Raw genomic sequence first — 23,278 nt, 5'->3', positions numbered from 1 at the left:
GGTCCTCAATGGATCACGAATCGACGTGCGGTTTGTGCGCGACAATGGCGACGGCTGTCAAGCGTTCACGATGCCTGCGGAATGTGTGGCGCATCAACAGGACTCGCCGACGCGCGGCACGATGGATGAGCAGGTTTCCGGCGAACCGCAGCGCACCCAGGAGGCCTTCATCAGCGATCACCCGTCGCGGTTGTAACAACGCCATGGAAGCGGTGACAACGTGTTCGACGACCAGTCCATGGCCCGCTAAGAGGTGCGACCATTCCGCAACGGTCAGCGGACGCGCATTGACCTTGAGCGCGCGGGCCAGCGACTGCCGCAGGTCGGTGCGGACCTGCTCTGCGACGTCGTCCGGCACCAGCGCTAGTTCGTGAATCGCGTAGCGGCCACCCGGCCTCAGCACCCGCGCCGCCTCGGCGACGATCGTGTGTTTAGCCGCGTTGCCTTGCATGGTCAGCATCGCCTCGCCGATGACGACATCGGCGCTGGCGTCGGATAATCCGGTATCGGCCGCGTCGGTGACCCGGACGTCGCCGCGGCCGGCGAGAACGTGTCGGACCAGGTTGGCCGCGTTGGGATCGCTCTCCGCCCCCACGTACGACCGCGGGTTGCGGGCCAAGATTTCGGCTGCGGTGCGGCCCAGGCCCGGTGCCAGCTCGAGCACGTCGGCGTCGGTCACCTCGGCGCGGGCCAGCAGTGTCCGGGTGAGTTCGACGCCGCCGGGACGCAGCACCCGCTTGCCCAGCCGGGCCAGCAGCCAGTGCCCCTGCATGTGGTCGTCGTCTCGATCCGACAAGGGCAGAGGCTGCCCGGCATTGCCACGTTTGTTGGCCATAGACCCCACCTCCGCAGGTTTTTACAAGTCCGTTTGTGTAAACTTACTGCATTGCTCAGGCGCAGCCGACGAGCCTTTTGGGGGTGAGTGTCATCATCAGGTCACTGCAAGAGCCGGTGGGGCGCCGTCGTGCGGTGCTGCGGGCATTGTGTGCGTCGCGGGTTCCGATGAGCATCGCCGCGATCGCCGGCAAGTTGGGCGTGCATCCCAACACCGTCCGCTTCCACCTCGATAACCTGGTCGCTGATGGCCAGGTGGAGCGGGTCGAGCCCGGCCGCGGCCGACCGGGGCGCCCGCCGCTGATGTTTCGGGCGGTCCGGCGGACGGATAGCACTGGGACGCGGCGTTACCGGCTGCTTGCCGAGATCCTCGCCAGTGGCCTTGCCGCCGAACGGGATTCGCGGGCCATGGCGTTGTCCGCGGGCCGGGCGTGGGGGCGCCAGCTCGAAGCGCCGCCGGCCGGTGCCGACACCGAGGAGACGATCGACCACTTGGTCGCGGTGCTTGACGACCTTGGCTTCGCTCCCGAGCGCCGGGCATCCAACGGCAGGCAACAGGTCGGTCTGCGGCACTGTCCGTTTCTGGAACTCGCCGAAACTCAAGCCGGTGTCGTCTGCCCCGTCCACTTAGGGATCATGCGGGGAGCCTTGCAAACATGGGGGGCGCCAGTCACCGTCGACCGGCTCGACGCGTTCGTCGAACCCGACCTGTGCCTGGCCCACTTCACGCCGCTGGAAGGAGCCATTCGGTGAGCGCCGGACCGGCGATCGAGGTCGCCGTCGCGTTCGTCTGGCTGGGAATGGTGGTGGCGATCTCGTTTCTGGAAGCTCCGCTGAAGTTCCGGGCGGCAGGAGTGACGCTGCAGATCGGGCTCGGCATCGGCCGGTTGGTCTTCCGTGCGCTCAATACCGTTGAGGTCGGTTTCGCCCTTGTCATCCTCGCGATCGTGGTGGTCGGCTCGACGCCGGCGCGGATCGCCGCGGCGTTTTCGGTCGCGTTGGCTGCGTTGGCCGTCCAGTTGATTGCGGTGCGTCCTCGATTGACTCGACGGTCCAATCAGGTATTGGCCGGGCTGCAGGCTCCCCGCTCCCGCGGTCACCACATCTATGTCGGTTTGGAGATAGTCAAGGTGGTTGCGTTGCTCGTCGCGGGGATACTGCTACTGAACGGCTGAAAGGACGCGCCGATGGAATCCATTTCGCTGACCAGCCTGGCCGCCGAAAAGCTGGCCGAGGCGCAACAGACACACAGCGGACGGGCTGCCCACACCATCCACGGTGGTCACACCCACGAGCTTCGGCAGACGGTGCTGGCATTGCTTGCCGGCCACGACCTGTCCGAGCATGACAGCCCGGGCGAGGCGACGCTGCAAGTGCTGCAGGGCCATGTGTGCCTTACCGCCGGTGAGGACGCGTGGAACGGCAGGGCCGGCGACTACGTCGCGATTCCGCCGACACGGCATGCGCTGCACGCCGTCGAGGATTCGGTGATCATGCTGACCGTGCTGAAATCCCTGCCCGATGCTCACTCGGGGTCGTGAGCCGAACATCGCTTGAGTACTACACAACACCGGGCCGGTCCGGGTGCCAACCGAACGGCCGGGCTGTGCGGTGCCAGCGCGTCGGCCACGCCTGTGATCAAGGCGTGGTTCATATTGCAGGCCAGCTCGGTCTGCTCCCGGGCCAGTGCGTGGAACGGGCAGTTCACCAGCTCGACCTCATCGTCGCCAGGGCCAGCCGGGCGGCGGGGTTCATAACCGTACTTGCGCAGCACATCCAGCGTCAGCTCCAGCGCCGCCGCGGGGTCTGCGGGCGGCCGGGTGGTGGCGGCGGCGCCCATGGCTTGGCCGTAGTCATGGGCGATTCGGTTGAGCACTTCCACGGTCGGCTCCCCGGTGGTGGCCGACAGCACGATGGCTGCGGCCATCAGCCGCCCAGCAAGCTCGTACTCCCGCTGTGGAAGGCTGAGGGCGATGTCGCGGCCGGCCCGGCGATACAGCTTGGCGGTCCGCCCGGCGCCGGGGCCGGACCGGCCGGTCAGGCGCGCGTACTCGGTATCCAGCAGGCCTTCGGCAGTGAGCCGGTCCAAATGGAATTTCGCCTGGTGGCGCGGGATGCCGACGGCGTCGGCCGCCTGGTCTCGGCTCACCGGCATCGATTGTGAGCACACGAATTGGTAGAGCTGGCGACGCACCGGATCCACGAGTGCCCCGATCCCGGCGACGTCGCGTTCGAAGGAAGCTCGGCCGTCCACTTCAGCAAGCCATCTCTAACAGACAAAACACTTGACGCTACAGTCTATAGGATCTAACGTTCAAATTGTTGTCTGTTAGAAGTCGGGAGGCAGCTATGAGCATCAGACCAACGACCAGCCCTGCTCTCGCAGACCAGCTGAAGGATCCGGCATACTCTGCATACGTATTGCTTCGCACGCTGTTCACGGTCGCGCCCATCCTGTTCGGGCTGGACAAGTTCTTCAATCTGCTGACCCATCCGCAGCACTGGAACATGTATCTGGCCGGCTGGATCAACGATCTCGTGCCCGGCACCGCCGACCAATGCATGTACTTGGTCGGGGCAATCGAGATTGTGGCCGGCGTATTGGTTGCGGTCGCACCGCGCATCGGCGCCTGGGTAGTCGCGGCCTGGCTGGCCGGGATCATTCTCAACCTGGTCACCGGACCCGGTTTCTACGACATCGCGCTGCGCGACTTCGGTTTGCTGGTTGGCGCCATCGCGCTCGCCCGGCTGGCGCAGGGCGTGCACAGCGGAGGCATCGGGCGGCCTTAACCAGGGCGCCGGCGCCTCACACCGCGCGCAGGTAGCGCTGGGCGATGAAGCGCTGGGTCACCGCGCCCAGCGGCCCGGCGGCTTTGCTCGCCCAGGTCGCCGGACGGGAGAACGACAACACCTCGGCAAACACCACGGAGGTCATCGGGTCGCAGCGAACCGCGAACCGTTCCTCGCCGGACACCGGATGGCCCGGCAAAGTGCCGTAACCGAATCCGCGCACGTCGGGTTCGTCGATGACATACACCACTCGGCACGGCGCACGCAGGAAAGCGATTCCCACCAACACCACCGCGGACACGACGGCGGTTTCGGAGCTGGCCCGCACCCGCAGGCCGGCGTTGCGCTGCATGCCCCAATGCATGACGGCGTCGGCGGCCTGCTCAAAACGCTGGCGGCCGGTGCCGATCTGCGTCGACACGTCAAGGTGGTTGTAGCCCGCGGGCAGTCGTCCGGTCGCTGTCGCGCCCACCTCCGGATAGGTCAGCGGCAGATCGGCCAGCGCATTGAGGTCCACCTGGCCAGCTTGCCACGGCAGCGCATCGCGAAGCGCGCGTGCACACAGTCGATGAGGCGACCGTTGCGCGCTGTCGTAGTGGCGTCCGGAGATTCACTGGGGTGTAGGGCGATTTGTGCTGCTTGGCGGAAGAGTTCTCGTCCGCGCGGGTTTCGCCTGCTGCCACACGATGAGGGCAGAACCCCAGGTGCAGTGTGCACCACGTTCCACCAAATGTTGGTGCGGTTTGTGCCTGCGCCCAGGCGTGGAACGGCAGGGATCGTCCGAATAAACGGTTACCCACCGCAGGGGTAACAGGCGGTGGGCCGCCCGCATCTCAACATCGTGGCGGTCAGGAGGATTTCGATGTCGTTTGTCAACGTGGCCCCACAGTTAGTGTCCACAGCCGCGGCCGATGCGGCGCGGATCGGCTCGGCGATCAACACCGCCAACACCGCGGCGGCGGCGACCACCCAGGTGTTGGCCGCCGCCCACGACGAGGTGTCAACGGCGATCGCGGCGCTGTTCGGCAGCCACGGCCAGCACTATCAAGCGATCAGCGCGCAGGTCGCGGCCTATCAGCAACGGTTCGTGCTGGCCTTAAGCCAAGCTGGCAGCACCTACGCGGTCGCCAAAAGCGGCCAGCGCAACACCGCTGCAGAACGTGCTCGATGCGATCAACGCACCCGTTCAGTCGCTGACCGGGCGCCCATTGATCGGCGACGGCGCGAACGGGATCGACGGGACCGGGCAAGCCGGCGGTAACGGCGGGTGGCTGTGGGGCAACGGCGGCAACGGCGGGTCGGGGGCACCCGGGCAGGCCGGCGGCGCCGGCGGGGCGGCCGGGTTGATCGGCAACGGTGGGGCCGGCGGAGCTGGCGGCCAGGGCCTACCCTTTGAGGCCGGCGCGAACGGCGGAGCCGGCGGCGCCGGTGGATGGCTGTTCGGCAACGGCGGGGCCGGCGGGAACGGCGGGATCGGTGGGGCCGGCACCAACCTCGCTATCGGCGGGCATGGTGGGAACGGCGGCAACGCCGGGCTGATCGGCGCCGGCGGGACCGGCGGGGCCGGGGGCACCGGCGGCGGCGAGCCCTCCGCGGGGGCTAGCGGCGGCAACGGCGGGAACGGCGGGAACGGCGGCCTACTGATCGGCAACAGCGGGGACGGCGGGGCCGCCGGAAACGGGGCAGGCATTTCTCAGAACGGTCCAGCGTCCGGATTCGGGGGTAACGGTGGTCACGCCGGAACCACCGGACTGATCGGCAACGGCGGCAATGGCGGAGCCGGCGGAGCCGGTGGTGATGTGTCCGCCGATTTCGGGGGCGTTGGGTTTGGCGGGCAAGGCGGTAACGGCGGCGCCGGCGGGCTACTCTACGGTAACGGCGGGGCCGGCGGAAACGGCGGTGCCGCCGGGTCGCCCGGGTCTGTTACGGCCTTCGGAGGGAATGGCGGTAGCGGCGGCAATGGTGGCGACGCCAGGGGCATCGGCTGGGCCGGGGCCGGTGGCAGCGGCGCCGCCGGTGCCGACGCGAAGGGCGACTTCGGCACGTCATTCGGCCTCACCGGCGGTAGCGGCGGCAGCGGTGGAAACGGCGGCAATGCCCTCATCGGCAACGCGGGGGCCGGTGGGAGCGCCGGGGCCGGCGGGAACGGAGCGAGCGCCGGCACTGCTGGCGGGTCCGGCGGTGACGGCGGGAAAGGCGGGAACGGCGGCAGCGTCGGACTGATCGGCAACGGTGGAAACGGCGGAAACGGCGGGAACGGCGGGAACGGCGGCGCCGGGAGCCTCTTCAATGGCGCTCCAGGCTTCGGCGGGCCCGGCGGCAGCGGCGGTGCATCACTGTTGGGGCCACCCGGCCTGGCCGGCACCAACGGAGCCGACGGCTAACGGAGCCGGCCGGCGCCGGAAATCCAGACCTGGATTTGCGAGTTGCTACGGTAGCGGCCCGTCGGCGGCGACCGCCGCCAGCGTCGCGGACCGCTCCCCGTCCAGCGACGCTCTATCGACTGTCCGTCGTCGACGTCCTGCTGGGTAGCCAGGTCGTCAACATCCTTTGGGCTCATCGAGCCGCCGTAGAGCACCCGGTCACCTGCCCGGTACCGATCGCCCAGACCGGTGATCGAAAACCCATCCGGTCACTCGGCTTACGGTCGTCGACGTGCGCCCCGATAGCATGGTCGCGATCGTTTCGACACGTCCAAGCCTTGGAGACCGACCCGATGAGCGCCCCCGCACAACCCGCCCCGGGAGTCGATGGCGGCGACCCGTCGCAAGCCCGAATTCGGGTTCCTGCCGGGACCACCGCGGCCACCGCCGTCGGCGAAGCGGGTTTACCGCGGCGCGGTACACCCGATGCGATCGTCGTCGTGCGCGACGCCGACGGCAACCTGCGCGACCTGAGCTGGGTGCCCGACGTCGACACCGATATCACGCCGGTGGCCGCCAACACCGACGACGGTCGCAGCGTGATCCGCCATTCGACCGCGCACGTGTTGGCCCAAGCCGTCCAAGAGCTGTTTCCGCAGGCCAAGCTCGGCATCGGACCACCCATCACCGACGGCTTCTACTACGACTTCGACGTGCCCGAGCCGTTCACGCCCGAGGACTTGGCGGCGCTGGAAAAGCGGATGCGCCAGATCGTCAAGGAAGGCCAGCTGTTCGACCGGCGGGTCTACGAATCCACCGAACAGGCCCGCGCCGAGCTGGCCAACGAGCCCTACAAGCTGGAACTCGTCGACGACAAATCGGGTGACGCCGAGATCATGGAGGTCGGCGGTGACGAGCTCACCGCCTACGACAACCTCAACCCCCGCACCCGCGAGCGCGTCTGGGGCGACCTGTGCCGCGGACCGCACATCCCGACCACCAAACACATCCCGGCGTTCAAGCTCACCCGCAGCTCGGCCGCCTACTGGCGGGGCGATCAGAAAAACGCCAGCCTGCAACGGATCTACGGCACCGCGTGGGAATCCCAGGAGGCGCTCGACAGGCACCTGGAGTTCATCGAAGAGGCGCAGCGCCGCGACCACCGCAAGCTGGGTGTCGAGCTGGACCTGTTCAGCTTCCCCGACGAAATCGGTTCCGGCCTAGCGGTTTTCCACCCCAAGGGCGGCATCGTGCGTCGCGAACTGGAGGACTACTCGCGGCGCAAGCACACCGAGGCGGGCTACCAGTTCGTCAACAGCCCGCACATCACCAAGGCCCAGTTGTTCCACACCTCGGGACATCTGGACTGGTACGCCGACGGCATGTTCCCCCCGATGCACATCGACGCGGAGTACAACGCCGACGGCTCGCTGCGCAAACCCGGCCAGGACTACTACCTCAAGCCGATGAACTGCCCGATGCACTGCCTGATCTTCCGCGCGCGCGGGCGATCCTATCGGGAACTGCCGTTGCGGCTCTTCGAGTTCGGCACGGTGTATCGCTACGAGAAGTCCGGTGTGGTGCACGGGTTGACCCGGGTGCGTGGGCTGACCATGGACGACGCGCACATCTTCTGCACCCGCGACCAGATGCGCGACGAGCTGCGGTCGCTGCTGCGGTTTGTGCTCGACCTGCTCGCCGACTACGGCCTCACCGACTTCTACCTCGAACTGTCCACCAAGGACCCGGAGAAGTTCGTCGGCGCCGAGGAGGTCTGGGAGGAAGCCACCACCGTGCTGGCCGAGGTGGGCGCCGAATCCGGGCTGGAGCTGGTGCCCGATCCGGGCGGCGCGGCGTTCTACGGGCCCAAGATTTCAGTGCAGGTCAAAGACGCGCTGGGCCGCACCTGGCAGATGTCGACCATCCAGCTGGACTTCAACTTTCCGGAACGTTTCGGCCTGGAGTACACCGCCGCCGACGGAACCCGCCAGCGCCCGGTGATGATTCACCGCGCGCTATTCGGGTCGATCGAGCGGTTCTTCGGCATTCTCACCGAGCACTACGCGGGGGCGTTCCCGGCCTGGTTGGCGCCCGTGCAGGTGGTCGGCATCCCGGTCGCCGATGAGCACGTCGCCTATCTGGAAGAGGTTGCCACGCAACTGAAGTCGCACGGGGTGCGGGCCGAGGTGGACGCCAGCGACGATCGGATGGCCAAGAAGATCGTGCACCACACCAACCACAAGGTGCCGTTCATGGTGTTGGCGGGTGATCGTGACGTCGCCGCCGGCGCGGTGAGTTTCCGGTTCGGTGACCGCACCCAAATCAACGGTGTGGCCCGTGACGATGCGGTGGCGGCCATTGTCGCCTGGATCGCTGACCGCGAAAATGCGGTTCCCACATCAGAACTGGTGAAAGTGGCCGGTCGTGAGTGACGAGGACCGCACGGATCGGGCCACCGAGGACCACACCATCTTCGATCGGGGTGTCGGCCAGCGCGACCAGCTGCAGCGGTTATGGACCCCCTACCGGATGAACTACCTGGCCGAAGCGCCAGTGAAGCGTGACCCCAATTCCTCGGCCAGCCCTGCGCAGCCGTTCACCGAGATCCCGCAGCTGTCCGACGAAGAGGGTCTGGTGGTCGCTCGTGGCAAGCTGGTCTACGCCGTGCTCAACCTGTACCCGTACAACCCTGGGCACTTGATGGTGGTGCCCTATCGTCGGGTATCCGAACTCGAGGATCTCACCGATTTGGAGAGCGCCGAGTTGATGGCGTTCACCCAGAAGGCGATTCGCGTGATCAAGAACGTGTCGCGTCCGCACGGCTTCAATGTCGGCCTGAACCTAGGGACATCGGCGGGCGGGTCGCTGGCCGAGCACCTGCACGTGCATGTGGTGCCACGGTGGGGTGGCGATGCGAATTTCATCACCATCATCGGGGGCTCCAAGGTGATTCCGCAGCTGCTGCGCGACACCCGTCGGCTGCTTGCCACCGAGTGGGCTCGGCAACCATGAGCAAGCTGCCCTTCCTGTCCCGGGCGGCGTTCGCCCGGATTACCACTCCGATCGCCAGGGGACTGCTGCGGGTCGGCCTCACGCCGGACGTCGTCACCATCCTGGGCACCACCGCGTCGGTGGCGGGAGCGCTGACGCTGTTCCCGACGGGCAAGCTGTTCGCGGGTGCGTGTGTGGTGTGGTTCTTCGTGTTGTTCGACATGCTGGACGGGGCGATGGCCCGGGAGCGCGGGGGCGGCACTCGCTTCGGCGCGGTGCTGGACGCCACCTGTGACCGCATCAGTGACGGCGCGGTGTTCTGCGGTCTGCTGTGGTGGATAGCGTTTCACATGCGCGACCGACCGCTGGTGATCGCGACCTTGATCTGTCTGGTCACCTCGCAGGTGATCTCTTACATCAAGGCCCGGGCGGAGGCCAGCGGGCTGCGCGGCGACGGCGGCTTCATCGAACGGCCGGAACGGTTGATCATCGTGCTGACCGGCGCCGGGGTGTCGGACTTCCCGTTTGTGCCCTGGCCGCCGGCGTTGTCGGTGGGGATGTGGCTGCTGGCCGTCGCCAGCGTGATCACCTGCGTGCAGCGGTTGCACACGGTCTGGACTTCACCCGGAGCCATCGATCGGATGGCGATTCCTGGAAAGGGCGACCGGTGATTGCCGGCCTTAAGGGCTTGAAGCTGCCCAAAGATCCGCGCAGTTCCGTGACGCGCACCGCGACCGACTGGGCGTATGCGGCCGGCTGGATGGCCGTACGGGCGCTGCCAGAGTTCGCCGTACGCAACGCATTCGACACCGGAGCGCGCTACTTTGCCCGCCACGGCGGGCCCGAGCAGCTGCGCAAGAACCTGGCCCGCGTCCTGGGTGTGCCGCCAGCCGCGGTGCCGGACCCGCTGATGCGCGCCTCGCTGGAGTCCTACGGGCGCTACTGGCGTGAGGTGTTCCGGCTGCCGACGATGAACCACCGCAAGCTGGCCCGCCAGCTCGACCGCGTGATCGGTGGACTGGATCACCTGGACGCGGCGCTGGCCGCGGGCCGCGGTGCCGTGCTGGCGTTGCCGCACAGCGGCAACTGGGATATGGCCGGGATGTGGCTGGTGCAGCGGCACGGCACCTTCACCACCGTCGCCGAGCGCCTAAAACCCGAATCGCTGTACCAGCGCTTTATCGACTACCGCGAAAGCCTGGGATTTGAGGTGCTGCCGCTGTCCGGCGGCGAACGGCCGCCGTTCGAGGTGCTCTGTGAGCGGCTGAGGAACAACCGAGTGGTCTGCCTGATGGCCGAGCGCGATCTCACCCGCACCGGTGTTGAGGTCGACTTCTTCGGCGAGCCCACCCGGATGCCGGTGGGGCCGGCGAAGCTGGCGGTCGAGACCGGTGCGGCATTGCTGCCCACACATTGCTGGTTCGAGGGCCGCGGCTGGGGTTTCCAGGTGTATCCGGCGCTGGATTGCACCAGCGGTGACGTCGCTGCCATCACACAGGCGCTGGCCGACCGCTTCGCGCAGAACATTGCCGCCCATCCCGCGGATTGGCACATGCTGCAGCCCCAGTGGCTGGCCGACTTATCCGAATCGCGGCGGGCGCAACTGAGGTCCAGATGAGGAAAGCCTGATGCGGATCGGCATGATTTGTCCGTACTCGTTCGACGTCCCGGGCGGGGTGCAGTCGCATGTGCTACAGCTTGCCGAGGTGATGCGCACCCGCGGCCACTTGGTCAGTGTGCTCGCGCCGGCCTCCCCGCATGCCGCACTGCCTGATTACTTTGTCTCCGGTGGTAGGGCGGTTCCGATTCCCTACAACGGCTCGGTGGCCCGGCTGCGGTTCGGTCCGGCGACCCACCGCAAGGTCAAAAAGTGGCTTGCGCATGGTGATTTCGACGTACTGCATCTACACGAGCCGAATGCGCCGAGCCTGTCGATGCTGGCCCTGAACATTGCCGAGGGCCCGATTGTGGCGACATTTCACACCTCGACCACCAAGTCGCTGACGCTGACGGTGTTCCAGGGCATTCTGCGGCCCATGCACGAGAAGATCGTCGGCCGGATCGCGGTGTCCGACCTAGCCCGGCGCTGGCAGATGGAGGCGTTGGGATCCGATGCGGTGGAGATCCCCAATGGGGTGGACGTTGATTCCTTCGCCTCGGCAGCGCGGCTGGACGGGTACCCGCGCCAGGGTAAAACGGTGTTGTTCCTGGGTCGCTACGACGAGCCCCGCAAGGGCATGGCCGTTTTGCTCGACGCGCTGCCGAAGGTGGTGCAGCGGTTTCCGGATGTCCAGCTACTGATCGTCGGCCACGGCGACGCCGACCAGTTGCGCGGCCAGGCGGGCCGTTTGGCGGCGCACCTGCGCTTTCTGGGTCAGGTGGACGACGCCGGAAAAGCTTCGGCGATGCGCAGCGCCGACGTCTACTGTGCGCCCAACACCGGCGGTGAGAGTTTCGGCATTGTGCTGGTCGAAGCGATGGCCGCCGGCACTGCGGTGGTGGCCAGCGACCTCGACGCCTTCCGGCGTGTGCTGCGCGACGGTGAGGTCGGGCACCTGGTGCCGGTGGACCCGCCAGACTTGCAGGCCGCCGCGTTGGCCGATGGACTGATTGCGGTGCTGGAGAACGATGTCCTGCGGGAGCGCTATGTGGCGGCCGGCAACGCGGCCGTCCGCCGGTATGACTGGTCGGTGGTGGCCAGCCAGATCATGCGAGTGTACGAGACGGTCGCCGGGTCGGGCGCCAAGGTTCAGGTGGCCAGCTGATGACGTGGCTGGTCCTGGCCGGCGCAGTGCTGCTCGTTGTGCTGGTTGCGTTCGGCGCCTGGGGATATCAGACGGCCAACCGGTTGAACCGGTTGAACGTGCGCTATGACTTGTCGTGGCAGTCGCTGGACAGCGCGCTCGCGCGACGAGCGGTGGTGGCACGTGCGGTGGCGATCGACGCGTACGGCGGTGCCCCCCAGGGCAGTCGGCTGGCCGCCTTAGCCGACGCCGCGGAGGGCGCGCCCCGGCATGCGCGCGAGAATGCGGAGAACGAGCTTTCGGCCGCGTTGGCGATGGTCAACCCCGCGTCGCTGCCCGCGGCCCTGATCGCCGAGTTAGCCGACGCGGAAGCCCGCGTCCTGCTGGCCCGCCGCTTCCACAACGACGCCGTTCGCGACACCCTCGCTCTGGGGGAACGACGGCTGGTGCGATTGCTGCGGCTTGGTGGAACCGCTGTGCTGCCAACCTATTTCGAGATCGTCGAGCGACCCCACGCATTGGTGCACGGCGATCAGGGTGCGTCCGGTCGCCGCACCTCGGCGCGGGTGGTGCTATTGGATGACAGCGGTGCCGTGTTGTTGCTGTGCGGATCGGATCCGGCGAACCCGGCGTTTCGGGACGGCGCGGCGCCGAAGTGGTGGTTCACCGTCGGGGGCCAAGTGCGACCGGGTGAGCGGCTGGCCCAGGCCGCCGCCCGGGAGCTGGCCGAAGAAACCGGTCTGCGGGTGGCCCCGGCCGACATGATCGGACCTATCTGGCGACGCGACGAGGTCTTCGAGTTCAACGGGTCGCTGATCGACAGCGAGGAGTTCTACCTGGTGCACCGGACGCGTCGGTTCGAGCCTGCTGTGCAGGGGCGAACCGAGTTGGAACGCCGCTATATTCGCGATGCCCGCTGGTGTGACGCGAACGACATCGCGGAGCTGGTGGCGGCGGGCGAGCGGGTGTACCCGTTGCAACTAGGCGAGCTGTTGCCGGCAGCCAACCGGCTGGTGGACGTCGCGCTGGACAACGGAGCCGCGCGCGATGCCGGCGTTCCTCAGCCCATCCGCTGACGTGCACGGTTTGTGGACCGCTTAGAAAAGTCGGGGTAGCGCCGGCTGCCACGGCGGCGGCAGCCCCAGTCCGGACAGGGCGTCGTTGACGCCTTGCACGGCGCCTTGCTGCAGGTCCGCGGCCACCTCGGCCCAATCGACGTCCGGAAACAGTCCGAACGGGCTGGGCACGTCCTGGTGGGCGGTGCGGTCATAACCCAACTCGACGAGCACCCGCAAGTCCGGCTGGATGAGGTCGGCAAGCGGGTTTCCCAGCAGGGGGATAGCACGCAGCGGGACCAGCAGCGGCAGATCTTGGCTGGGCAGCAGGATGTAGGTGGTCAGGACGTCCGGTGAGGACACCGGTTGAACCACGCCCGAGGCAAGATCGGGCGGCAACGCAATCAACCCGGAGTGCAGGAAAAGGATGCCCGCGATCGCGTTGGCGGTCGCGAAGACATTCAGCGGGTATTTGGGGAAGTCGTTGACGCCGTCGTACTGGAACGCGTAATCGACGGTGGGGTAGGCGTCGGCGGGCGTCGCGCCGGACAATGTGAAACCCAACTGCGGTATGGAGAAGCCAAAACGCGTAAGAATGCCACCGTCGGGCCGGTTGGGATTGCCGGTCAACGTAAAGGACAATTCGTCGAGACCCGGACGCAGGTGTGCTGGCAGGGATTGCAGGTAGCGCATTTCGAAGGTGGCTATCGTGGCGCTTTGGGAGGTGCCGAAGACGACGACTTCGTTTCCCGCCGCGAGTTGCGCCATGATCGCGGTGTGCAGATTCGTTACGCCCTGGGCCACGGAGACGTCATAGGTCAGGCTATTCAGCCCGGTGAATGGGAAAAACTGCGATGGCGTTTCCAGGAACGTAGCGGTGTATCCGGGATGCACGGGGGTGATGAACCGCGCAGCGTACTCGAGTAAGGGGATGTTGGGCAGCGGCAGTAGGCTGTCGGTGCCGCCCATGACCAACGCGGTTACTCCCGGGCCGCCGTTGCCCACCACCAAGACGTCGGGGTTGGCAGGCTTGCCGAAGCCGATTTGTCCGTTGCCGGTGATGCCGATGCCGATATTCCAATTGCCGGTGTTCCCAATGCCGAGGTTTCTGTCGCCGATATTCCCGATGCCGATGTTGGCGTCGCCTCGATTTCCGAAGCCGATGTTTGCGTTGCCAATGTTGTCGTTGCCGATGTTGCCGACGCCCACATTTCCGCTGCCCAGGTTCCCGCTAGCCAACTGGGCCAGCACGTTTTGCAGCTGCTGCTGCAAACCCTCTTGAATAGGCGCCAGCTGCGTGGCCACCGCCGACGCGGCGGAGTGATAGCCGAACATCGCGGCCACGTCCTGGGCCCATATCTGCTCGTATTCAGCCTCCGCGGCCGCGATCGCCGGGGCGTTCTGGCCCAGCAAGTTGGCTGCCACCAGCGACGCCAGCCGTGTCCGGTTGGCCGCGACCATCGCTGGAGACACGGTGGCCGCCAGCGCCGCCTCGAACGCGCTCGCCGCTAGCCGCGCGTGGCCGGCCGCCTGCGCGGCCTGACCCGCCGCCGTGTTCAACCACCCCACATACGGGCTGGCCGCGCGGGTCATCGCCAGCGACGCCGGACCATGCCACGCGTCGCCCGCCAACCCGGTGGTCACCGACGCGAACGAGCCCGCCGCGGCATGCAACTCCTCGGCCAACCCGTCCCAGGCCGACGCCGCCGCCAGCATTGGGCCCAGGCCCGCACCGGCGAATATGCGCGCCGAATTCACCTCCGGCGGCAAAACGGCGAAATTCATCGCTGTGTACTTTCTCGGTTGGCCGTTATCGGTTGGCCACCACCGCGGCGGGTATCCCCGGTGACCGCGTCGTCACGGGTCAGCGGGCATTCCGGTCAAAGACTCTATGGCATGTCCGGCAAGATCTGCGAGGTTCCGTCAAACTTCGCCCGCGAGGTGGCCAGACTCGACGATCAGGGTTGCAACCGTTCCAGCCGGCCATTGGCGACGCGGATTCGGTTGTGCATGCGGTTCTCCCGGCCCTGCCAGAATTCCACGATTTCCGGAGCGATGCGGTAGCCGCCCCATCCTGGGGGCACCGGGATCTGGTCCTGGTCGGCGAAGCGACGCGTCACCTCGGCGAGCTGGTTATCGAGCTGGGCGCGAGAACCGACCGGGCGCGACTGCTGCGAGGCCCACGCACCCAGCTGCGCGCCCCGGGGGCGCATGGACCAATACGTGAATATCTCCTCGGTGCTGACCTTGCTGACTGGGCCCTGTACGTGTGCCTGGCGACCTAGCTGGTACCAGGGAAAGGTTGCCGATGCGTATGGTGTCACGGCGAGCTGCTCGCCTTTGGCGGAGGTGTAGCTGGTAAAGAACGCGACACCGGACTCGTCCAGGATTTTGCAAAGTACCGAGCGGGTCACCGGTTTTCCGTCGGCAACGGTGGCGAGCACCATCGCGTTCGGTTCACTCACTCCGGCGCGTTGTGCATCGTTCAACCAGCGCCGCAGCAGCGTGAGCCAGCCGTCGTCGAGCCAGTCGAAGTCCAGATCTCCGCAGCCATCCTTCTCCGGGCCGTATTCGCCACGCATCCTTGCCAATTGGTCTTTATCGATCGCGACCATTTGGGCGTCATCGTCCATTCCGGCCTCCGGTGCTGCACGGCTGAGGGATTCGTAATTTACCAATCGGCGTCCTGGCCACGCCCCTGAGTGGCTAGCAGACCGGCGCGGTAGCGGTCGTATCGTAGTGGGGACAAGAGGAGGCACCATGGATCCTGCAGGTAACCCAGCGACCGGTACGGCGCGGGTCAAGCGCGGCATGGCCGAGATGCTCAAGGGCGGCGTCATCATGGACGTTGTCACCCCGGAGCAGGCCCGCATCGCAGAGGGCGCCGGTGCGGTTGCGGTAATGGCGTTGGAAAGGGTGCCCGCCGATATCCGCGCCCAGGGCGGGGTGTCGCGGATGAGTGACCCCGACATGATCGAGGGCATCATCGCCGCAGTCACCATCCCGGTGATGGCTAAAGTGCGCATCGGCCACTTTGTCGAGGCGCAGATCCTGCAGACGTTGGGCGTCGACTACATCGACGAGTCCGAGGTGCTGACGCCCGCTGACTACGCCCACCACATCGACAAGTGGAACTTCACGGTGCCTTTCGTGTGTGGGGCGACCAATCTCGGTGAGGCGTTGAGGCGCATCAGCGAGGGAGCGGCCATGATCCGGTCCAAGGGCGAGGCCGGGACCGGAGACGTCTCCAACGCGACCACACACATGCGGGCCATCGGTGGTGAGATCCGCCGGTTGACGTCGATGTCGGAGGACGAATTGTTTGTCGCGGCAAAAGAATTGCAAGCGCCCTATGAACTCGTTGCCGAGGTAGCTCGGGCGGGCAAGTTGCCGGTCACACTGTTCACCGCCGGGGGTATCGCCACGCCCGCCGACGCGGCGATGATGATGCAGCTTGGCGCCGAGGGCGTCTTCGTGGGTTCCGGTATTTTCAAGTCCGGCGCCCCTGAGCACCGCGCCGCCGCGATCGTCAAGGCCACCACGTTCTTCGACGATCCCGATGTGCTGGCCAAGGTGTCGCGCGGGCTGGGCGAGGCGATGGTGGGCATCAACGTGGACGAGATCGCTGTCGGTCATCGGCTCGCCCAGCGCGGCTGGTGAGAACCCGCGACGAGCAGACGGTCATCGCGTGTCGATCGAAGAGATCCTTGATCTTGAGCAACTTGAGGTCAACATCTACCGAGGAAGCGTGTTCAGCCCCGAATCGGGCTTCCTGCAACGCACTTTCGGTGGTCATGTAGCCGGCCAGTCGCTGGTGTCGGCGGTGCGCACCGTCGACCCGCGGTACATGGTGCACTCGCTGCACGGCTATTTTCTTCGGCCTGGAGATGCCAAGGAGCGCACGGTTTTTCTGGTCGAACGCATCCGCGACGGTGGATCGTTCTGCACCAGGCGGGTCAACGCAGTCCAGCACGGGGAAACCATATTCAGCATGGCGGCGTCGTTCCAGACCGAACAGGAGGGCATTACCCACCAAGACGTTATGCCAGCGGCGCCGCCGCCCGACGGCCTGCCGGGGTTGAACTCGATCAAGGTTTTCGATGATGCTGGGTTCCGGCAGTTCGACGAGTGGGACGTGTGCATCGTGCCCCGGGAGCGCCTGCGGCTTTTGCCGGGCAAGGCTTCCCAGCAGCAGGTGTGGCTTCGCCACCGTGACCCGTTGCCCGACGACCCGGTGTTGCACATCTGTGCACTCGCCTACATGAGCGACCTCACGCTGCTGGGATCGGCACAAGTCAACCACCTCGATGTGCGCGACCAGCTGCAGGTGGCATCGCTGGACCATGCGATGTGGTTCATGCGACCCTTCCGCGCCGACGAGTGGTTGCTGTACGACCAGTCGTCGCCGTCGGCCAGCGGCGGTCGTGCGCTGACTCGGGGCGAGATTTTCACACGGTCCGGGGAGATGGTCGCGGCGGTCATGCAGGAGGGGCTGACCCGCCACCGGCGCGGTCACCGGTCGGTGGGGCAGTGAGCGGGCTGTGAGCGTTCCACGGGTCGGGGTGCTGGCGCTGCAGGGCGACACCCGGGAGCACCTGGCTGCGCTGCGCGAATGCGGGGCCGAGCCAATGACGGTGCGGCGCCGCGACGAACTTGACGCGGTGGACGCGCTGGTCATCCCGGGCGGGGAATCCACCACGATGAGCCACCTGCTGCTCGACCTCGACCTGCTGGGACCGCTGCGGGCCCGGCTCGCCGATGGGCTTCCGGCCTATGGTTCGTGCGCGGGCATGATTCTGTTGGCCAGCGAGATCCTGGACGCCGGTGCGGCAGGCCGCCAGGCGCTGCCCCTGCGTGCGATGAATATGACGGTGCGGCGCAATGCTTTTGGACGTCAGGTTGACTCGTTTGAAGGCGATATCGAGTTCGCTGGTCTAGACGATCCGGTGCGCGCGGTGTTCATCCGGGCGCCATGGGTTGAGCGAGTCGGTGACGGTGTGCAGGTGCTGGCCCGCGCGGCGGGGCACATCGTCGCGGTGCGCCAGGGTGCGGTGCTTGCCACCGCGTTTCATCCGGAGATGACCGGCGATCGCCGCATTCATCAGTTGTTCGTCGACATCGTCACCTCCGCGGCGTGAGCAGTCGCAAAAGCACCCGTTTCAGGCCGAAATTTGGAGCTTTTGTGTCTGCTCGTGCCGGTTGGCTCGCCGCCCACAACCCCCACGTAGACTCGTCTGGCGAACGAGCAACAGAAGAGGTAAATCACTGCGATGAGCGGCCATTCCAAGTGGGCCACCACCAAGCACAAGAAGGCCGTCGTCGACGCCCGCCGCGGCAAGATGTTCGCCCGGCTGATCAAGAACATCGAGGTGGCGGCGCGTGTCGGTGGCGGTGATCCGGCCGGCAACCCCACGCTCTACGACGCGATTCAGAAGGCGAAGAAGAGCTCGGTTCCCAACGAGAACATCGAACGGGCCCGCAAGCGCGGCGCCGGCGAGGAGGCCGGCGGCGCCGACTGGCAGACCATCATGTACGAGGGCTACGCGCCCAACGGGGTGGCGGTGCTGATCGAGTGTCTGACCGACAACCGCAATCGCGCCGCCAGCGAGGTGCGGGTGGCGATGACGCGCAATGGTGGCACCATGGCCGATCCGGGGTCGGTGTCCTACCTGTTCTCCCGCAAAGGCGTGGTGACCCTGGAAAAGAACGGCTTGACCGAAGACGATGTGCTGGCGGCTGTTCTGGAAGCCGGTGCCGAGGACGTCAACGACCTGGGCGACAGTTTCGAGGTCATCTCCGAGCCCGCGGAACTGGTCGCGGTTCGTAGCGCTTTGCAAGATGCCGGCATCGATTACGAATCGGCCGAGGCCAGCTTTCAACCCTCGGTCAGCGTGCCCGTGGACCTGGACGGCGCACGGAAAGTGTTCAAGCTCGTCGACGCGCTAGAAGACAGTGACGACGTGCAGAACGTGTGGACCAACGTCGACGTGTCCGACGAGGTGCTGGCCGCCCTCGACGACGAGTGAGCACCGCGGGGCTTGCGCTGTCACTTGGCCAGGAGCCGCAGCTCGATTCCGCCGTACTGGGTGAAGGCGGTGTCAGTCGTCACCAACTCGAATCCACCGGTAAGTGCGAAAGCAGCTAGGTAGGCATCCATCCAAACCTTGGGCGCCGGCGACTGGCGAACGGCGAAGGCTCTCCACTGGGCCTCCAAACCATCGGGTTCGGCGCCGGCCAGCACGATGCGGTCGTCATCCAGGAACGCGGCATAGGCCGCCCACGCTTCGCGGTTGGTCAGTGGTGGGCTGCCGTACGCGCCCAGCACCGTCCGATTCGTCAACAGCCGAAGGAGCGACTGTTGGGTTGCGCGGCAAAAGTGGATGACTCCGGGCGCGTTGATGGTGTCTAGCCATGCGCGCGAGGCCCTGTGGTGCACGTGTCCGGAAAGCGCCAACGCCAGCCAGATGTTGGTGTCACAGAGCAGCATCGTCGTGTCCGGACCACCACTGGGCCTCCTGGTCGAGCAAGGCCGCGGCAACACGCTCCGGCGTCATTTCTTGTTCGCGGGTAGTCGCGCCACTGCAATGCACCAGGGGAAGCTGCACGCGCCGCGGCGTTGGGATTGGAGCCCCGCTGTGCGTCTGGGACAGACCGGATCTGAGCAGTTCGGTCACGACATCTTTCATCTTGCGGCCCTGCTGCGCCGCGCGGACCTTGATAGCGCGCATCAGTTCATCAGGCAGGTCGAGCGTGGTCTTCATTTACCCAGCATACTGTTTTTATGCTTTTATGGCCGGGCTACGAGCGGGCCCCGGTTCCGTTCGGAACCCGTGCTGCGTTGTGCAAACCCTGGCCGCCCTAGATGGGTGCGCTAGTCCCAGCCGTGCCGCATGTCCTCAACAATGTGCGGATTGTCCAGGGTCGACGGGTCCAACGTGCGGGGCCGGATGTCGCCGGAAAACACGGTCGCGGCCTCGAGCACCTGTTGGTCCAGGAAGCGCAGTGCAGGGGCAGTGCTCGGCACAGCGGGGGTGGGCGCGATGTCTGTAAGGCGTGCCAGGGCGAATCCCCAGTCGCCGAAGGTGGGCACGTGCACGTGGTAGGGCGTGACGGCATACCCGGCGGACCGGATCGTGGAGATGATGCGCCAGAACGCAGTCGGGGTCGAATACGGGCTGCCTGCCTGCACGACCATGAGCCCGCCGGGCGCGAGCGCGCGGGCGGCGAGTGCGTAGAACTCGGTGGAATACAGCCGACCCAGCACGGGAGTATCGGGGTCGGGAAGGTCGACGATCACTGCGTCGAAGCCAGCCGGGGGGACCGCGGCGCCGCGTAGCCAGCTCATGGCGTCGTCGATCACGACGTGTACGCGCGGGTTGTCCAGCGAACCGGCGTTGACGTCGCGCAGGGTGGTGCGCGCCAGTTCGATGACCGCGGGGTCGAGTTCCACCTGCACGATCTGCTCGATGCCGGGTTGGCGCAGCAGTTCGCGGGCTGCCAGTCCGTCGCCGCCACCGAGCACCAGCACCGAACGCGCGCCATCGGAGACTGCCGGGTAGACCAGGCTTTCGGTGTAGCGGTATTCGTCGCGGGTGCAGAACTGCAAACCTCCGTCCAGGTAGAGGCGCAGGTCATCGCCGCGGCGGGTGACCACGATTTCCTGGTAGGCGCTGTGTCGGTAGGCGATGATCGGGTCGGCGTAGAGCTGTTGGCGGCCGGTGGTCTCAATGTCGTGGGAATGCACCAGCAGTGTGGCGATCAGCCCGAGCGCCGCGGCGAGCGCGCATAAGGCGGTCACCAGTTGCCGGCCGGACACGACGTGGCGCAGCAGGAAGATCGACACAACCCCGGCGGCCGCCAGATTGACGATGCCGGTGACCGCCGCACCGCGGATCATCCCTAACTGCGGCAGCAGCAGGAATGGCCAGGCCAGCCCGCCGACCAACGCGCCCAGATAGTCGGCCGCGTTGAGGTTGGCCAGGGTGCGTCCGGCATCGGCGGCCCCTGCCACGCGGCCGCGCTGCAACAGCGTCATCAGCAGCGGCACCTCGGCGCCGACCAGCCCGCCGATCAGGGCGGTGCCCACCGCAAGAACCAGCGTCGACCCGTCGAGCTCGTCCAGGAACGCGAACGCCGCATACAGCGCCGCCGCGGACAATCCGCCGATGATGCCCAGCACCGCCTCCACGGCGATGAACGCGATGGCCGCGTGTGCAAGTAGCGGCTTGATCAGCAAGGCGCCTGCTCCCAGCGCGGCTATGTAGCCCGCGACGATCAGGGAGGTGGCCACGATCCCGCCGCCGTTCAGGCTCGCCGCCAGTGTCAGCAGCGCGAGCTCGTAAACGAGACCGCAGGCCGCGCACGCCGCGACCGCGGCCAGCAGCACGGCCCGCCACCGTACCGAAGCTTCGGTGGCTTCGCCCGCCTGCCGGGTGGACGTCATGACAACGCGGCGGCGATTACCCCCGCTACCGCCAGCAGCATGACGGCGGTAGCGAACACCGCCGGATGCAGCGCAGGTGCGTCGATGTGCTCACGGAATCGCCCCGGCACCGCGATCTCGAGGATCACCAGTGCCACCCCCTGCAGCGCGACACCGACGATTCCGTACACCGCCACGCCGATCAGGCCCTGGGCCAGCTGATTGGAGCTGGCGTAGATGGCGGCGATGATGACGATGGCCAGCGCCACATACATTGTGGCGGCCAGAACCACGGCGTTGGGGCGGCGGTCGATGAACACTAGGCGACGCAGATCGCCCGGGGTCAACAGGTTGACCATCAGAAAGCCTGCGACTAGCACGGCGGCGCCCACTAGGAAGTACAAGACGGTGGCCACCACCCCATGCAGGATCGGGGTAAGGCTGATGGTCCCGAAATCGACTCCGGCCTGATACATGACTCTCTCCTTTGCGTCATCGCCTTACTTGCTGCCGCCAGGACCGCCCGGGCTGCCCCCCGAACCGCCCGACGGGGACCCAGGGGTGAATCCAGGGCCCAGGAAGACATATGCGCCGTGGTTATATCCGGCGCTGAGGTTTTCGACGCGGATGATGCACGGATAGGTGCCGTCGGGTCCGACCGTCACGATGTTGTTGCGGTAACGCAGGTACTCGGTGTCGGTATGCGACGCGCGCGCCGCCGGGGTCTGGTACTTGACGAGCGTGGTGGCCACCTGTTTGGGCGATCCGGTGCACAGGTATCGCGTTCCGTTCACGTCACGGGATTCTTGGCGATAGTGCGAGGCGATATACGAGCCAACGTCCCTGTTCAGCAGCGTGATTCCAGAGATCAAGGACACGGCGGCGGCAACCGCCAAGATGCCGGCAACCAGGAACAGGCGGTTGCGGCTCATGGACGCCATCGGCTCGTCGTGTGGACCACCGTCCCGCCGGACGCGCTCGGGTACAGATGCCAAGTCCGCCAACGCCACCCGGTTCCATCGGGTTCGGCGGCGAGTGCGGTCAGCGCGGCGTCATCACCGGGAAACACACCGCCCAGCCACCCGGTTGCCCGCGTGCAGCGTTCACGCAGGTGGCGCGCGAGTCGCCGAAACGCCGCCTCGTCGTGCGTCTCGGTATGGGATTGGAGGTGGTAGCCGGGTGCGTGGGTGGACTCGGGCAGATCGCCGCCCCGGCTGCGGGCCACGCAGGAGACTTCCTCGCAGAAGCGTCCCTCGACGGTGACGACATGCGACGCGCCGAGGACGCCGAGCTGCAGTGCGCTGCCGTCGGTGTGGGCCAGTCGGTGGGTGGCCAGTGGCCGCGGCGCGGGTGCGTTCAGCACGAGTCCAAGCAATGCCCCTGATACGTCCACCGGCGCTATGGCGAGCTGATGAAGTGGCACCGATTCGGCCCTATGCCGAGACAGGGGGCGCGGGGTAGACGGTGAGCTCGCCGGCCAGTACGGACTTGCCGGTCGCTATCTCCCATCCCATGTCCGGTGCCCAGCGCTCGAATGACAGCAGCATGGACTCGTCGGCCCCCTGACCGGCACTGGCGCAGTCGACGTAGTCCATCTCACCGCCGGCCGGCAGGCCCGTCGTGCCCTCGGTGGTATATCCGGCGTGACCGCGCTCGGTCTCCTGAAACGTCACGCCGTCGATCACGTGCTGGCCACCGGGCTGCAAGCCCAGATCGGTGCGTTTCACCCACATCGCAAGCTCGAGACGCCCGTCGTCCTCTTGCACGCTCAGCCAGGTTGGCGTGTCGCCGCCTTCCAGCAAGTGTTCCCACCACACGAAGGGACCCTCGCGAAAGGTGACTGATCCGCGGACCACATAGTCGATGCCACCGTGGCTGACAATTGCGCCGGGTCCGAGTTGGCGGGGGCCGAATTGCGGCATTGCGTCGAAGGCCAGCGGATCCCGGCGCCCGCCCGGCGTGGCTGGTGTTTTGGGCCGCCGGATGGCCACGACGAGAACGACGATGGCGGCGATGAACAGCGCCACGGCAATCACGACCAGCAGATTTCCCACGCATACCCTCTCGTACCGCTGCGCC

The 23,278-nt window shown here is 66.7% G+C and carries 27 protein-coding genes and 1 pseudogene; 15 read left to right on the top strand and 13 right to left on the bottom strand.

What is annotated here, in order from left to right:
* Positions 1 to 13 precede the first annotated feature (13 nt).
* The gene (locus MCAN_RS14000; protein ID WP_003413589.1) at positions 14 to 835 is read right to left on the bottom strand and encodes a class I SAM-dependent methyltransferase; all 822 of its coding nucleotides are present in this window, start codon (positions 833 to 835) and stop codon (positions 14 to 16) included.
* A gap of 77 nt (positions 836 to 912) precedes the next feature.
* Here MCAN_RS14000 and MCAN_RS13995 point away from each other — a divergent pair, with 77 nt between their 5' ends.
* Genes MCAN_RS13995 through MCAN_RS13985 form a run of 3 tightly spaced genes read left to right on the top strand, consistent with a single transcriptional unit; the run spans position 913 to position 2,375 of the window.
* Positions 913 to 1,587 carry a helix-turn-helix transcriptional regulator gene (locus MCAN_RS13995; RefSeq protein WP_003413588.1) on the top strand — a complete coding sequence of 225 codons (675 nt, stop codon included), beginning with the start codon at positions 913 to 915 and terminating at the stop codon, positions 1,585 to 1,587.
* Entirely contained in the window at positions 1,584 to 2,009 is a 426-nt protein-coding gene (locus MCAN_RS13990; protein WP_003413586.1) for a hypothetical protein, read from the top strand. Before MCAN_RS13995 ends, MCAN_RS13990 begins: the two co-directional genes overlap by 4 nt.
* A gap of 12 nt (positions 2,010 to 2,021) precedes the next feature.
* Entirely contained in the window at positions 2,022 to 2,375 is a 354-nt protein-coding gene (locus tag MCAN_RS13985; protein WP_003413583.1) for a cupin domain-containing protein, read from the top strand.
* Here the strand turns inward: MCAN_RS13985 and MCAN_RS13980 are convergent.
* A complete protein-coding gene (locus MCAN_RS13980; RefSeq protein WP_003902320.1) occupies positions 2,360 to 3,088 on the bottom strand; it encodes a helix-turn-helix transcriptional regulator in 729 nt (242 codons plus the stop codon). The two genes, MCAN_RS13985 and MCAN_RS13980, sit on opposite strands and share 16 nt — an antisense overlap.
* A gap of 95 nt (positions 3,089 to 3,183) precedes the next feature.
* On the opposite strand from MCAN_RS13980, the gene MCAN_RS13975 reads away from it, so the two are divergent.
* Positions 3,184 to 3,624 (top strand): Rv2617c family stress response/phage resistance protein, encoded by a 441-nt coding sequence (locus tag MCAN_RS13975; RefSeq protein ID WP_003413574.1) that lies wholly within the window; start codon positions 3,184 to 3,186, stop codon positions 3,622 to 3,624.
* A 16-nt stretch (positions 3,625 to 3,640) separates the two neighbouring features.
* Here MCAN_RS13975 and MCAN_RS13970 read toward each other — a convergent pair whose 3' ends face one another.
* A complete protein-coding gene (locus MCAN_RS13970; protein WP_003413569.1) occupies positions 3,641 to 4,141 on the bottom strand; it encodes a DUF1990 domain-containing protein in 501 nt (166 codons plus the stop codon).
* Between the two features lie 345 nt (positions 4,142 to 4,486).
* Here MCAN_RS13970 and MCAN_RS13960 point away from each other — a divergent pair.
* Positions 4,487 to 6,008 (top strand): annotated as a pseudogene (locus MCAN_RS13960) (PE family protein).
* Here MCAN_RS13960 and MCAN_RS13955 read toward each other — a convergent pair.
* On the bottom strand, positions 6,005 to 6,232 hold the full coding sequence (locus tag MCAN_RS13955; RefSeq protein ID WP_014001355.1) for a hypothetical protein: 228 nt from the start codon (positions 6,230 to 6,232) through the stop codon (positions 6,005 to 6,007). The pseudogene MCAN_RS13960 and the gene MCAN_RS13955 sit on opposite strands and share 4 nt — an antisense overlap.
* Positions 6,233 to 6,340: 108 nt before the next feature.
* Between MCAN_RS13955 and thrS the strand changes: the two genes are divergently transcribed.
* Genes thrS through MCAN_RS13925 form a run of 6 tightly spaced genes read left to right on the top strand, consistent with a single transcriptional unit; the run spans position 6,341 to position 12,798 of the window.
* Positions 6,341 to 8,419 carry a threonine--tRNA ligase gene (gene thrS / locus MCAN_RS13950; protein WP_014001354.1) on the top strand — a complete coding sequence of 693 codons (2,079 nt, stop codon included), beginning with the start codon at positions 6,341 to 6,343 and terminating at the stop codon, positions 8,417 to 8,419.
* Entirely contained in the window at positions 8,412 to 8,999 is a 588-nt protein-coding gene (locus MCAN_RS13945; protein WP_003413484.1) for an ATP adenylyltransferase, read from the top strand. The genes thrS and MCAN_RS13945 overlap by 8 nt, the downstream gene beginning before the upstream one ends.
* The gene (gene pgsA1, locus MCAN_RS13940) at positions 8,996 to 9,649 is read left to right on the top strand and encodes a phosphatidylinositol phosphate synthase (protein ID WP_014001353.1); all 654 of its coding nucleotides are present in this window, start codon (positions 8,996 to 8,998) and stop codon (positions 9,647 to 9,649) included. Before MCAN_RS13945 ends, pgsA1 begins: the two co-directional genes overlap by 4 nt.
* Complete coding sequence (locus MCAN_RS13935) at positions 9,646 to 10,596, top strand: phosphatidylinositol mannoside acyltransferase (protein WP_014001352.1); 951 nt, start codon at positions 9,646 to 9,648, stop codon at positions 10,594 to 10,596. The genes pgsA1 and MCAN_RS13935 overlap by 4 nt, the downstream gene beginning before the upstream one ends.
* Positions 10,597 to 10,606: 10 nt before the next feature.
* Positions 10,607 to 11,743: a phosphatidyl-myo-inositol alpha-mannosyltransferase gene (pimA, locus tag MCAN_RS13930; protein ID WP_003413478.1), complete on the top strand. Its 1,137-nt coding sequence runs from the start codon at positions 10,607 to 10,609 to the stop codon at positions 11,741 to 11,743.
* A complete protein-coding gene (locus MCAN_RS13925; RefSeq protein ID WP_014001351.1) occupies positions 11,743 to 12,798 on the top strand; it encodes an NUDIX hydrolase in 1,056 nt (351 codons plus the stop codon). The genes pimA and MCAN_RS13925 overlap by 1 nt, the downstream gene beginning before the upstream one ends.
* A gap of 21 nt (positions 12,799 to 12,819) precedes the next feature.
* On the opposite strand, the gene MCAN_RS13920 is transcribed toward MCAN_RS13925, so the two are convergent.
* On the bottom strand, positions 12,820 to 14,562 hold the full coding sequence (locus MCAN_RS13920; protein ID WP_014001350.1) for a PE-PPE domain-containing protein: 1,743 nt from the start codon (positions 14,560 to 14,562) through the stop codon (positions 12,820 to 12,822).
* Between the two features lie 173 nt (positions 14,563 to 14,735).
* Positions 14,736 to 15,410, bottom strand: coding sequence for a pyridoxamine 5'-phosphate oxidase (gene pdxH / locus MCAN_RS13915; protein ID WP_003413471.1), 675 nt, complete (start codon positions 15,408 to 15,410; stop codon positions 14,736 to 14,738).
* Positions 15,411 to 15,537: 127 nt separating this feature from the next.
* Here pdxH and pdxS point away from each other — a divergent pair, with 127 nt between their 5' ends.
* From pdxS to MCAN_RS13895, 4 genes are all read left to right on the top strand, one after another.
* Positions 15,538 to 16,437, top strand: a complete 900-nt coding sequence (gene pdxS / locus MCAN_RS13910; RefSeq protein WP_003413468.1) for a pyridoxal 5'-phosphate synthase lyase subunit PdxS — start codon at positions 15,538 to 15,540, stop codon at positions 16,435 to 16,437.
* Positions 16,438 to 16,465: 28 nt separating this feature from the next.
* Positions 16,466 to 17,311: an acyl-CoA thioesterase II gene (gene tesB, locus MCAN_RS13905; protein WP_003413466.1), complete on the top strand. Its 846-nt coding sequence runs from the start codon at positions 16,466 to 16,468 to the stop codon at positions 17,309 to 17,311.
* A 7-nt stretch (positions 17,312 to 17,318) separates the two neighbouring features.
* On the top strand, positions 17,319 to 17,915 hold the full coding sequence (gene pdxT, locus MCAN_RS13900; RefSeq protein WP_014001349.1) for a pyridoxal 5'-phosphate synthase glutaminase subunit PdxT: 597 nt from the start codon (positions 17,319 to 17,321) through the stop codon (positions 17,913 to 17,915).
* A gap of 132 nt (positions 17,916 to 18,047) precedes the next feature.
* Positions 18,048 to 18,803 (top strand): YebC/PmpR family DNA-binding transcriptional regulator, encoded by a 756-nt coding sequence (locus MCAN_RS13895; RefSeq protein WP_003413464.1) that lies wholly within the window; start codon positions 18,048 to 18,050, stop codon positions 18,801 to 18,803.
* Positions 18,804 to 18,823: 20 nt separating this feature from the next.
* Here MCAN_RS13895 and MCAN_RS13890 read toward each other — a convergent pair whose 3' ends face one another.
* From MCAN_RS13890 to MCAN_RS13860, 7 genes are all read right to left on the bottom strand, one after another.
* Positions 18,824 to 19,264 (bottom strand): type II toxin-antitoxin system VapC family toxin, encoded by a 441-nt coding sequence (locus MCAN_RS13890; protein WP_003413460.1) that lies wholly within the window; start codon positions 19,262 to 19,264, stop codon positions 18,824 to 18,826.
* The gene (locus tag MCAN_RS13885) at positions 19,251 to 19,538 is read right to left on the bottom strand and encodes an antitoxin (RefSeq protein WP_014001348.1); all 288 of its coding nucleotides are present in this window, start codon (positions 19,536 to 19,538) and stop codon (positions 19,251 to 19,253) included. The genes MCAN_RS13890 and MCAN_RS13885 overlap by 14 nt, the downstream gene beginning before the upstream one ends.
* Before the next feature lie 110 nt (positions 19,539 to 19,648).
* Positions 19,649 to 21,220: a polyamine aminopropyltransferase gene (locus MCAN_RS13880; protein WP_014001347.1), complete on the bottom strand. Its 1,572-nt coding sequence runs from the start codon at positions 21,218 to 21,220 to the stop codon at positions 19,649 to 19,651.
* Positions 21,217 to 21,675 carry a DUF350 domain-containing protein gene (locus MCAN_RS13875; RefSeq protein ID WP_041179710.1) on the bottom strand — a complete coding sequence of 153 codons (459 nt, stop codon included), beginning with the start codon at positions 21,673 to 21,675 and terminating at the stop codon, positions 21,217 to 21,219. Before MCAN_RS13875 ends, MCAN_RS13880 begins: the two co-directional genes overlap by 4 nt.
* A 24-nt stretch (positions 21,676 to 21,699) precedes the next feature.
* Positions 21,700 to 22,131, bottom strand: coding sequence for a DUF4247 domain-containing protein (locus MCAN_RS13870; protein ID WP_003413445.1), 432 nt, complete (start codon positions 22,129 to 22,131; stop codon positions 21,700 to 21,702).
* A complete protein-coding gene (locus MCAN_RS13865) occupies positions 22,128 to 22,622 on the bottom strand; it encodes a DUF2617 family protein (RefSeq protein ID WP_003413444.1) in 495 nt (164 codons plus the stop codon). The genes MCAN_RS13870 and MCAN_RS13865 overlap by 4 nt, the downstream gene beginning before the upstream one ends.
* A 10-nt stretch (positions 22,623 to 22,632) precedes the next feature.
* On the bottom strand, positions 22,633 to 23,253 hold the full coding sequence (locus MCAN_RS13860) for a DUF4178 domain-containing protein (RefSeq protein WP_003413441.1): 621 nt from the start codon (positions 23,251 to 23,253) through the stop codon (positions 22,633 to 22,635).
* Between the last annotated feature and the right edge of the window lie 25 nt (positions 23,254 to 23,278).

Source organism: Mycobacterium canetti CIPT 140010059 (genome assembly GCF_000253375.1).
Lineage (GTDB): Bacteria > Actinomycetota > Actinomycetes > Mycobacteriales > Mycobacteriaceae > Mycobacterium > Mycobacterium tuberculosis.
Note: the sequence above shows the minus strand (reverse complement) of the source record. Positions and strands in the feature narration are given on the sequence as shown.

Excerpts from the sequence above, each read along its gene's own strand:
- MCAN_RS13895 (WP_003413464.1), top strand. The coding sequence starts at position 18,048 with ATGAGCGGCCATTCCAAGTGGGCCACCACCAAGCACAAGAAGGCCGTC.
- MCAN_RS13875 (WP_041179710.1), bottom strand. The coding sequence starts at position 21,675 with ATGTATCAGGCCGGAGTCGATTTCGGGACCATCAGCCTTACCCCGATC.
- MCAN_RS13975 (WP_003413574.1), top strand. The coding sequence starts at position 3,184 with ATGAGCATCAGACCAACGACCAGCCCTGCTCTCGCAGACCAGCTGAAG.
- pdxH (WP_003413471.1), bottom strand. The coding sequence starts at position 15,410 with ATGGACGATGACGCCCAAATGGTCGCGATCGATAAAGACCAATTGGCA.
- MCAN_RS13920 (WP_014001350.1), bottom strand. The coding sequence starts at position 14,562 with ATGAATTTCGCCGTTTTGCCGCCGGAGGTGAATTCGGCGCGCATATTC.
- thrS (WP_014001354.1), top strand. The coding sequence starts at position 6,341 with ATGAGCGCCCCCGCACAACCCGCCCCGGGAGTCGATGGCGGCGACCCG.
- MCAN_RS13890 (WP_003413460.1), bottom strand. The coding sequence starts at position 19,264 with ATGCTGCTCTGTGACACCAACATCTGGCTGGCGTTGGCGCTTTCCGGA.
- MCAN_RS13985 (WP_003413583.1), top strand. The coding sequence starts at position 2,022 with ATGGAATCCATTTCGCTGACCAGCCTGGCCGCCGAAAAGCTGGCCGAG.
- MCAN_RS13870 (WP_003413445.1), bottom strand. The coding sequence starts at position 22,131 with ATGAGCCGCAACCGCCTGTTCCTGGTTGCCGGCATCTTGGCGGTTGCC.
- pdxS (WP_003413468.1), top strand. The coding sequence starts at position 15,538 with ATGGATCCTGCAGGTAACCCAGCGACCGGTACGGCGCGGGTCAAGCGC.
- MCAN_RS13880 (WP_014001347.1), bottom strand. The coding sequence starts at position 21,220 with ATGACGTCCACCCGGCAGGCGGGCGAAGCCACCGAAGCTTCGGTACGG.
- MCAN_RS14000 (WP_003413589.1), bottom strand. The coding sequence starts at position 835 with ATGGCCAACAAACGTGGCAATGCCGGGCAGCCTCTGCCCTTGTCGGAT.
- MCAN_RS13885 (WP_014001348.1), bottom strand. The coding sequence starts at position 19,538 with ATGAAGACCACGCTCGACCTGCCTGATGAACTGATGCGCGCTATCAAG.
- pgsA1 (WP_014001353.1), top strand. The coding sequence starts at position 8,996 with ATGAGCAAGCTGCCCTTCCTGTCCCGGGCGGCGTTCGCCCGGATTACC.
- pimA (WP_003413478.1), top strand. The coding sequence starts at position 10,607 with ATGCGGATCGGCATGATTTGTCCGTACTCGTTCGACGTCCCGGGCGGG.
- MCAN_RS13925 (WP_014001351.1), top strand. The coding sequence starts at position 11,743 with ATGACGTGGCTGGTCCTGGCCGGCGCAGTGCTGCTCGTTGTGCTGGTT.